This is a genomic window from Oceanicaulis sp. MMSF_3324, assembly GCF_030733545.1.
Lineage (GTDB): Bacteria > Pseudomonadota > Alphaproteobacteria > Caulobacterales > Maricaulaceae > Oceanicaulis.
Genome location: NZ_JASHIU010000014.1, coordinates 72,441 through 81,764 on the forward strand (window position 1 = coordinate 72,441; position 9,324 = coordinate 81,764).

The 9,324-nt window shown below is 63.4% G+C and carries 11 protein-coding genes; 4 read left to right on the forward strand and 7 right to left on the reverse strand.

Annotated elements, in window-relative coordinates; genetic code table 11:
- Positions 1-136: 136 nt before the first annotated feature.
- Together ubiG and RBA95_RS13075 are read left to right on the forward strand one after the other, a co-directional pair.
- The gene (ubiG, locus tag RBA95_RS13070; RefSeq protein WP_306017313.1) at positions 137-901 is read left to right on the forward strand and encodes a bifunctional 2-polyprenyl-6-hydroxyphenol methylase/3-demethylubiquinol 3-O-methyltransferase UbiG; all 765 of its coding nucleotides are present in this window, start codon (positions 137-139) and stop codon (positions 899-901) included.
- A gap of 13 nt (positions 902-914) precedes the next feature.
- A complete protein-coding gene (locus RBA95_RS13075; protein ID WP_306017314.1) occupies positions 915-1,628 on the forward strand; it encodes a ZIP family metal transporter in 714 nt (237 codons plus the stop codon).
- 4 nt (positions 1,629-1,632) lie between these two features.
- Here RBA95_RS13075 and RBA95_RS13080 read toward each other — a convergent pair whose 3' ends face one another.
- The 4 genes from RBA95_RS13080 to RBA95_RS13095 are packed head-to-tail and all read right to left on the reverse strand — an operon-like array spanning position 1,633 to position 3,938.
- Complete coding sequence (locus RBA95_RS13080; RefSeq protein ID WP_306017315.1) at positions 1,633-2,061, reverse strand: DUF1178 family protein; 429 nt, start codon at positions 2,059-2,061, stop codon at positions 1,633-1,635.
- Positions 2,058-2,897, reverse strand: a complete 840-nt coding sequence (locus tag RBA95_RS13085) for a carbon-nitrogen hydrolase family protein (protein WP_306017316.1) — start codon at positions 2,895-2,897, stop codon at positions 2,058-2,060. The genes RBA95_RS13080 and RBA95_RS13085 overlap by 4 nt, the downstream gene beginning before the upstream one ends.
- Positions 2,894-3,163, reverse strand: a complete 270-nt coding sequence (gene grxC / locus RBA95_RS13090; protein WP_306017317.1) for a glutaredoxin 3 — start codon at positions 3,161-3,163, stop codon at positions 2,894-2,896. The genes RBA95_RS13085 and grxC overlap by 4 nt, the downstream gene beginning before the upstream one ends.
- A gap of 52 nt (positions 3,164-3,215) precedes the next feature.
- Complete coding sequence (locus tag RBA95_RS13095) at positions 3,216-3,938, reverse strand: ComF family protein (RefSeq protein ID WP_306017318.1); 723 nt, start codon at positions 3,936-3,938, stop codon at positions 3,216-3,218.
- Between the two features lie 62 nt (positions 3,939-4,000).
- Between RBA95_RS13095 and RBA95_RS13100 the strand changes: the two genes are divergently transcribed.
- A complete protein-coding gene (locus RBA95_RS13100; protein WP_306017319.1) occupies positions 4,001-4,942 on the forward strand; it encodes a methyltransferase domain-containing protein in 942 nt (313 codons plus the stop codon).
- On the opposite strand, the gene RBA95_RS13105 is transcribed toward RBA95_RS13100, so the two are convergent.
- From RBA95_RS13105 to RBA95_RS13115, 3 genes are read right to left on the reverse strand one after another with little or no spacing between them, the layout of a single operon-like run.
- Complete coding sequence (locus RBA95_RS13105) at positions 4,939-5,205, reverse strand: Flp family type IVb pilin (protein ID WP_306017323.1); 267 nt, start codon at positions 5,203-5,205, stop codon at positions 4,939-4,941. The genes RBA95_RS13100 and RBA95_RS13105 overlap by 4 nt on opposite strands.
- On the reverse strand, positions 5,103-5,528 hold the full coding sequence (locus RBA95_RS13110; protein ID WP_306017320.1) for a (deoxy)nucleoside triphosphate pyrophosphohydrolase: 426 nt from the start codon (positions 5,526-5,528) through the stop codon (positions 5,103-5,105). Before RBA95_RS13110 ends, RBA95_RS13105 begins: the two co-directional genes overlap by 103 nt.
- 60 nt (positions 5,529-5,588) lie before the next feature.
- The gene (locus RBA95_RS13115) at positions 5,589-6,443 is read right to left on the reverse strand and encodes a peptidylprolyl isomerase (protein ID WP_306017321.1); all 855 of its coding nucleotides are present in this window, start codon (positions 6,441-6,443) and stop codon (positions 5,589-5,591) included.
- Between the two features lie 254 nt (positions 6,444-6,697).
- Between RBA95_RS13115 and secA the strand changes: the two genes are divergently transcribed.
- On the forward strand, positions 6,698-9,324 hold a 2,627-nt coding region (gene secA, locus RBA95_RS13120), incomplete at its 3' end, for a preprotein translocase subunit SecA (RefSeq protein WP_306017322.1).

Below are 9,324 nucleotides of genomic sequence, written 5' to 3' on the forward strand. Positions count from 1 at the left end.
AGATGCGGCAAACGGCGCAACAGGGTCGATAATCGCGGGAGATGGGACCATATTGCGGCGCGATTGGTACAAAACCGGCGATACCAGTGCAAATGCCCATCGCTGTTTGCCCGCCGCGCTGTGTAAGGAGCCCGCCATGGCCCAGGCCGAAGCCCCGACGACCCTGTCCACGCCTTCGATCGATCCTGAAGAGGTGGAGAAATTCTCCCGCATCGCCGGGGAATGGTGGGATCCCAAGTCGAAATTCGCGCCCTTGCACAAGTTCAACCCGGCGCGCCTGACCTATATCCGCGACCTGCTGAGCCGTCATTTCAAGACCGAGGGCGCCGAGCCGCTCAAGGGCCTCAAAGTGCTCGATATCGGTTGCGGCGGCGGGCTGGTGTCCGAACCCATGGCGCGTCTGGGCGCTTCAGTGACAGGCGTTGACGCCGCCGAGGCCAATATCAAGACCGCGCTGGTTCATGCCGAGGAAAACGGCCTCAGCATCGATTACCGCCACGGCACGGCGGAACAGCTGCTTGAAGAGGGCGGACCCGACCAGTTCGACGTCGTGCTCAATCTCGAAGTGGTCGAACACGTGGCCAATCCCGACCAGTTCCTGCGTGATTGCGCGCGCATGGTGAAGCCCGGCGGCATGATGATCGTGGGCACCATCAACCGCACCCCCCGCGCCTTCGCCACCGCCATCTTCGGCGCCGAATACGTGCTGGGCTGGCTGCCGCGCGGCACGCACCGGTTCGACAAGCTGGTCAAGCCGGTCGAAGCCCGAGCCGCGCTGAAATCGGAAGGCCTGGACGTGATGGAGCCTGTGGGCGTGAGCTATAACCCGTTCAAGGACATGTTCTTCATCTCGTCAGACTCAGGCGTGAACTATCTGATGGGATCGGTGAAACCGGCCTGACGGCGCCGCCACGATGTCTGATCCGCTGCTCCAGGCCGTCATCTTCGCCCTGCTCGCGGGCGCCACCATTCCCCTGGGCGCGGCCCTGGCGCTGTGGGACAAGGTGCATCCCAACTGGATGTCAGGCGAGCTGCGCCATGGGGTCATCGCCTTTGGCGGCGGCGTCCTGATCGCGGCGGTGGCGCTGGTGCTGGTCCCTGAAGGCGTCGAGCGCATGCCCGGCTGGATGGCTTTGACCGCTTTCATTGCAGGCGGGGTGAGCTTTTTCTTCATCGACCGCACGCTTGGCCGGAGCGGCAAATCCATGGGTCAGCTCATGGCCATGCTGGTGGATTATCTGCCCGAAGCCATTGCGCTGGGCGCGATGCTGGCGACCGGCGCAGAAGCCGGGCTCTTGCTGGCCCTGCTGATCGGACTGCAGAACTTCCCCGAGGCCTTCAACGCCTTTCGCGAACGCGCCGCCAATAGCGATGAAAGCACCGGACGCACCTATCTGCCCTTCGCGCTCATGCCGTTTCTGGGGCCGATCGCCGCGGGGCTGGGCGTCATGGTCTTCGCCCCCAACCAGATGGTGCTGGGAGCGCTGATGGTGTTCGCCGCCGGGGGCGTACTGTTCCTGACCTTCCAGGATGTCGCGCCGGACGTGAAACTGGACAAGAGCTGGGCGCCGCCGCTCGGCGCGGTTCTGGGATTCACCCTCGGGCTCGCCGGCCATCTCTTCCTGTAAAGGCTCAGTTCGCCTTCTTGGGCGGCGTGGGCGTAAACGGTTCAGGCAGGGGCGCACAGGGCACGCCCTCCTCGCTGAGCTGTTCACGCTCTTCTGAAGTGGTTTCGCCGTAGATCAAGCGCTCGGCCGCCTCGCCCTTGTGAATGGCGCGCGCTTCATTGGCGAAATTCTCGCCCACATAGTCGAAATTGGACCGGATATGCGCCTGGACCTGGCGCGCCAGGGTTTCGAAATCAGGTGCGCCGCTGGCGGTCGTGTCCGTCTTGCGCGACGTGCGCACCGAGGGCGCCATCAGTTGCTTTGACACTTCGAACGAGCCGCAGCTGGGACATTCCACAAGGCCGCGCTCTTTCTGGACGTCAAAATCCTCTGAATTGCGGAACCAGGCCTCAAACTCATGCCCGTCCGCGCAATACAGCGCATAGCGGATCATGGCCCCGTGAACTCCCGGTCATTGCTCAGCGACGGAATACGGCTACGCGCGGCCTCGACTTCATCCAGATCGATCTCGGCATGAAGCACGCCCGGCTCGTCATGATCAAAGGCGGCGATGATTTCGCCCCAGGGACCGATCACCATGGAGCGCCCCCAGGTCTTGCGGCCATCTTCATGCTTGCCGCCCTGGGCGGGGGCGAGGATGAAGCTGCCGGTCTCGATCGCCCGCGCTCGCAGAAGGGTTTCCCAATGGGCGCGCCCGGTGGGCCGCGTAAAGGCGCTCGGCACTGCGATCATCTGGGCGCCGGCCTTGGCCAGACGGCGATAGAGCGCAGCAAAGCGCACATCATAACAGATCGTCAGGCCCAGTCGGCCGCCCGCCGCTTCGGTCAGAACGGCGCGATCGCCGGCCGCATAATTGGTGGATTCCGAATAGGTCTCGCCGCCACCCAGCGCCACATCAAACATGTGGATCTTGTCATAGGTGGCCTTGAGCGCCCCATCCGGGCCGAACAGATGCGCCCGATTGACCGCGCGCTCACGGCCATCGACCGGCGCGCCGCCCCTGAGCGCCATGGAGCCGATCAGGATGTCGATCCCCAGCGAGTCCGCGAGGTCCGCGAACCGCACAATGGCGGGCTCCACCTCGGGGGTGTGGATGTGTTCGAACAGGCGCTCGGCGTCTTTCTGGACCAGCGTCGTGGTCTCAGGCGTGAGCACGAAATTCGCGCCGGCAGCCGCCGCCTCGCGGATCAGGGCTTCGGCGTCATCCAGATTGCGCTCCGGGTCGACACCGGAACGCATCTGGATCAGGGCGAGTTTAACGGCGCTCATAGCGCTCCTTCGGTCCGCAGCAGATCATCGAGATTACCCGCATTTTCCATCGCCATCATTTCATCGCAACCACCCACATGGGTATCGCCAATGAAGATTTGCGGGAAAGTGCGGGCGCCGTTGGCGCGATCCACCATTTCCTTTTTCTTCTTCACATCGAAACCGGCATCAATCTCGTCAAACGCCACGCCTTTCTTCTTCAGAAGCGAGACGGCGCGCACGCAATACGGACACATGGGACGGGTATAAATCGTAACGGCGGCCATAAGGCCCTCCTTGTCTGTCGGTCGGGGGGAGCGGTTCATCCGCATTCGCCCCTTATTTAAGCGGGTCCACGGCTTTAACAACGCGCGCCAGCGTGATCGCGGTCACATCTTCGGCGCCGCCGCGTTTAAGAACCCTTGCGCACGCCTGCAAGGTTGCGCCGGTCGTATGGACGTCGTCCACAAGGACAAAACGTCGCCCGGCCAGGAAAGGTTTCTGCTTTTCCCGCACATGGAAGGCGCCCGCCACATTGCGCTGGCGGGCCTTGGCGCTGAGCCCGCCCTGGCTGGGCGTGGCGCGCGTCCGCTCAAGGATGTGCGGCGCGACCGGCAGCCCCGTATTCCGTGACAGAGCGCGCGCCAGCAAGAAGGACTGGTTGAAGCGGCGCTTGCGCAGGCGATGCGGGTGCAGCGGAATGGGGATGAGGGCGTCCGCCCCCGCGAGCGCCTCTGCCCCAGCGCGGGCCATCCATCGTCCGAACACACTCAACCCGTCTGTACGCCCGGCATGCTTGAGCATCAGGACGAGTTTGCGACTGGCCTCATCATACACAAAGGCGGCGCGCGTCATCGAGCAGGGCGGATCGGGGTGCGCCGCGCACGCCCCGCAAAGCGCGCCCTTGCCGATGGGGTAGTCGAACGGCCTGCCGCAGCTGGCGCACCAAGGCGCATCCAGAAATCGGACTTCAGACCAGGCCTGAGGCGACAGCTCGCCGGGGGCTGACACCGGCTCACCGGTCACGGGGCACAAGGGCGGCCAGACCAGGTTCGCGCACACGCGCCACAGCGCCCGGGCTTTGCCTGACAGCGGATCGGGTCCATATCTGGGCCATGAGCCCGGTGACGCTGATTTCATCCAAACCCGCCCCTCAGCCTGAAGGCGGACCGCCCGCCCTCTTTGACCGGCGATTGCTGGCCTATCGCCGGGACCGCGCCGCGTCTGAATTTCCATCCTACGACTTTCTGCACGCACGCGCTGCCGATGATCTTCTCGATCGGGTGGAAAGCGTCACGCGGGATTTCGAGACCTGTCTGGTACTGGGCGGCGGCGGCGCAATCGGGCGCGCATTGGAAGACCGCCCCAAAGCCCGTGAGAAAATCACCCATCTGATCGAAACGGATCTGTCGCCCGCCATGGCGGGGCTGAGCACGCACACTGCCGTCTGTCTGGATGAAGAACGCTTGCCCATCGCCCCCCAGAGCGTCGACCTGGTAATCAGCTGCCTCAATCTTCACTGGACCAACGACATTGTCGGCGCGCTTATCCAGATCAATCATACGCTGAAGCCGGACGGCTTCTTTGCAGGCGCGCAACTGGGCGGCGCCACGCTGACCGAATTGCGGCAAAGCTTTCAGAAAGTCACAGACGAAGACCCTGCGCCCCGGCGCGTCTCCCCATTCGCCGACACCGTGGATATGGCGGGCCTTCTAAGCCGGGCGGGCTTTACCCTGCCGGTGTCAGACGTGGATCGCGTCAAGGCCCGCTATGGCAATTCCTTCGTCCTGATGCGCGATCTGCGCGCCATGGGGGAAACCAATGCGCTGTACGAGCGGCCACGGACACCAGGCACCAAGAGCCTGTTCGTGAAAACCGCTCAGGCCTATTCCGAAGCCTTTGCGGAAGAGGACGGGAAAGTTCCGGCCACCTTCGAGATCATCCATTTCGCCGGTTGGGCCCCGCACCCGGATCAGCCCAAGCCCAAACGGCCCGGCTCGGCGCAGGCCAGCCTGGCTGACGCGCTGGGGGTGACCGAACACAAGACCGGCGACAAGGCGGGCTAGCCGCCCCCGCCGCCGGACGCGGTGCTGATGGTGGTGCTGACGCTTTGCAGCAGCGCCCAGAGCTGGTTGCCCAGCAGCGAGACGGCGGTGATCACGACCACCCCCAGCAAGCCCACCAACAAGCCATACTCAATGGCGGTGGCTCCGCTTTCATCCGCAATCAGCCGACGCGCGCACCGACCAGCCTGTCGCGCAACTCGGCCGCCAGCGGTTTGTCGGCGGGCGGCATGGGGTAGTCGCGGAACTGATCGGGACGCGTCCAGGCGATCGTCTGCCCCTCGGTGGGATTGATGAACCCGTCCCAGCGCCGACACACGAACAGCGGCATCAGAAGATGCCCGCCCGTTTCGAGCTTTTCCGACGCAAAGGCGAAGGGCTGCAGGCATTGCTCGCATGGTTCAATCCCCAGCTCCTCGCGCAGTTCGCGCACCAGAGCCTGCTCAGGGCTTTCGCCCGGTTCAACCTTGCCGCCTGGAAACTCCCAGAGCCCTGCATGCTGTTTGCCTTCAGGACGCCGGGCCAGCAGCACGCGCCCGTCCGGATCGACCAGCGCACACGCCACCACAAGCAACAGTTTCGAACTCATATCACTAGGCCATTCTGGTTAAAGCGGTCTTTTGAGACAGGGTATATGGGCCATTAAGGCCTAGGGCGCATCCTGGCCCGGCGCCTCTTCAGGCGTATCGATATCGTCGGGCGTGACCGCGCTGGGCTCGGTCGTCCGCAGGGCGCTCGGCGCGCGGCCCGCGACGCGGGTCACGGGATAGCGTTCGCGCAACACTTCCAGAAGATCATCAATGCCCTGCAGCGTCAGGAAACGCACAATATTGGGGCGCACCTCCTCCAGGCTCTCCCGCGGCTGCAGACGCCGGTCGATCACTTCGAGCACATGCCAGCCATATTCCGTTTCGAAAGGCGCGCTCACTGCGCCTTCATCGGTGGAGAACGCCACCTGCGCAAAACCCGGCAGGATGCCGGTTCGGGTGAAATAGCCCAGATCCCCGCCGCTGAAACGGGTGGCGAGATCGCGGCTGACCTGAGCGGCCAATTGCCCGAAATCGCTCCCCTCCGCCAGAAGGCGCGCGACTTCATCCGCTTCTTCGCGGGTCTCGACGAGAATATGGCGGGCCCGAATCTCTTCGGTGCGCGGCGCCAGTCGCGCCTGTTCCTCATACACCTGTTCAACGGAGTCTTCGGTCACCGCCGAGGCGATGGCGTTCTCAACGAGGATATTGCCGAGAATGCGCTCTTCCGCCGCGGCCAGGCGAAGCCGGGCTTCCTCCTCGTCCTGCACATTGCGCGCGACAGCTTCGAGAGCCAGAAGGCGCTGGTCGATGAGATCGGACAGGGTGTCGCGAAAGACCGGGTCGGTCGGCAACAGCGCCTGGGGCGTCTCAGTCAGCCCGAGACTGACCGCTTCACGCTGCACATCCTCCACGGTGATGACCGTGCCGCCCACCCGCGCGGCGATCTGGGACTGACTGACATCCCTGTCGGCCACGAAGCGCAGTCCGGACGGTGTCGAGCCCGCTTCGCCAAGCTGTGAGTCTCCAGTATCTTGAGGGCTGCACCCCCCTGCAAACGCAGTCGTGATCATCGCAGCTGCTACAAGCAGACGGCGGGCTTGATTGACAGTCAATCAGGGCCTCCTTAAGTCACCAGTGACCTTCTACGACGTGAGAATTGCGACCCGGCTCCGCCGAACGCGTTCACGCCGCTTTTAATTCATTGTTCGCCCGTCAAGGCAGATACGTCATGCTCAACATCGCCCGCAAGCTTTTCGGCTCCTCCAATGACCGCGAGGTCAAGCGCATGCGTCCCATCGTGGACCGGATCAATGCGCTGGAGCCAGACTTTGTCGAGCTTGATGACGCAGCGCTGGCGCAAAAGACCGTCGAGTTCCGCGAACGCCATGAGAATGGCGAAAGTCTCGACAAATTGCTGCCCGAAGCCTTCGCCGCTGTCCGCGAAGCCGCCAAGCGTGCTCTGGGGCAGCGCCATTACGACGTGCAGCTGATGGGCGGCATCGTGCTGCACAAGGGCAATATCGCCGAAATGCGCACCGGTGAAGGCAAGACGCTCGTCTCCACCCTGGCCGCCTACCTCAACGCCCTGCCGGGCAAGGGCGTGCACATCGTCACGGTGAACGATTACCTCGCCCAGCGGGACTCCGAGTGGATGGGCCGCGTCTTCGCCAAGCTGGGCATGACCACGGGCGTCATCATCCACGGCATGAGCGATCCCGAGCGCCGGACAGCCTATGGCTGCGACATCACCTACGGCACCAATAACGAGCTGGGCTTTGACTATCTGCGCGACAACATGAAGTACGCGCTCAACGACATGGTCCAGTTCGGCGGACGTCCGCTGGAGAAGGCCGAGCACCACTTCGCGATCGTCGACGAGGTGGACTCCATCCTGGTGGACGAAGCTCGGACCCCGCTGATCATCTCCGGCCAGACCGAAGATCGCACCGATTTTTATAAGACCATCGACCAGATCATCCCGCTGCTCGACGATGAGGACTTCACCATCGACGAGAAGTCCAAGTCCTGCACCTTCACCGAAGAAGGCAACGAGCATATCGAACAGCTCCTCAAGGAGCGCGACCTGCTCGATGGCGATGCGGATCTGTACGACATCGAGAACATCTCCGTCGTTCACCACGTCAATCAGGGCCTGAAAGCGCACAAGCTGTTCGTGCGTGACAAGGACTACATCGTGCGTGAAGGCAAGGTGGTGCTGATCGACGAGTTCACCGGCCGCATGATGCCGGGCCGTCGTCTCTCCGATGGCCTGCACCAGGCCATCGAGGCCAAGGAAACCGTCGAGATCCAGCCCGAGAACCAGACGCTGGCCTCGATCACCTTCCAGAACTATTTCCGCCTGTACAAGAAGCTCGGCGGCATGACCGGCACCGCAGCGACCGAAGCGGACGAGTTCCACGACATCTACTCGCTCGGCGTGGTGGAGATCCCGACCAACCGTCCGGTTCAGCGGATCGACGAGGAAGACGAGCTTTATCGCACCGAGCAGGAAAAGTTCGACGCCATCCTGCAAGCCATTGTGGACGCGCACGCCAAGAACCAGCCGGTTCTGGTGGGCACGGTCTCCATTGAGAAATCCGAGCGCCTGTCGGACTTCCTGAAGAAAAAGAAGATCCCGCACCAGGTGCTGAATGCGCGCTATCACGAGCAGGAAGCGGGCATCATCGCCCAGGCCGGCGCGCCGGGCGCGGTGACCATCGCCACCAACATGGCCGGTCGCGGCACCGACATCCAGCTCGGCGGCAATGTGGATTACAATCTGCAGGAATGGGTCGAGGCGGAGAAAGCCGCAGGCCGCGAACCTGATGATGACGCGCTGAAAGCCAAGCGCGAGCAGTTTGAAGCCGATGTGGCGGACAAGAAGCAGCAGGCGCTCGAAGCAGGCGGCCTGTTCGTGATCGGCACCGAGCGCCATGAAAGCCGCCGCATCGACAACCAGCTGCGCGGCCGTTCGGGCCGTCAGGGCGACCCGGGCCGGTCCGCTTTCTATCTGTCTGTGGAAGATGACCTGCTGCGCATCTTTGCGCCCGAACGCCTGGACAGCATCATGCGGACCCTCGGCCTGAAGCCGGGCGAAGCCATCCAGCACCCCTGGATGACCAAGGCGGTGGAGACCAGCCAGAAGAAGGTCGAACAGCGCAACTACGACATTCGCAAGAACATCCTCAAATACGATGATGTGATGAATGACCAGCGCAAGGCCATCTTCGAGCAGCGCATCGAGTTCATGACCGCCAAGGACGTGTCCGACGTCGTCACCGACATGCGCGAGACCACGGTCGAGGACCTTGTCACCCAGCACATCCCGCCGCGCGCCTATCCCGACCAGTGGAACACGGACGGGCTGAACGAGGACGTCCTGAAGTATTTCAGCCTCGAACTGCCGATCAAGGACTGGGCGGCCGAGGAAGGCATTGCGGACGAGGAAATGCGTGAGCGCCTGATGAAGGTGGTCAACGAAACCTATGCCGAGAAAGCCGCCAATATCGGGCCCGATCTGATGCGGCGGATCGAGAAGCAGATCCTGTTGCAGACGATCGACCAGAACTGGCGCGACCATCTGCAGAATCTGGACGCGCTGCGCTCGTCCGTGGGTCTGCGCGGCTACGCCCAGCGCGATCCGCTCAACGAGTTCAAGACCGAGGCCTTCGCCCTGTTCGAGCACCTGCTCAATGAGCTGCGCTACGAGACCACGCGCGTGCTGTTCGCGCTGCGCATGTCCCAGAGCGCCCCGGCCCCCGAAGCGCCGCAAGCGCCCAAGAACATCCAGACCCAGCATATCGACCCGCAAACGGGCCGGAATGAAATGGCGGATGGCGACGCACGCCCGCCCCA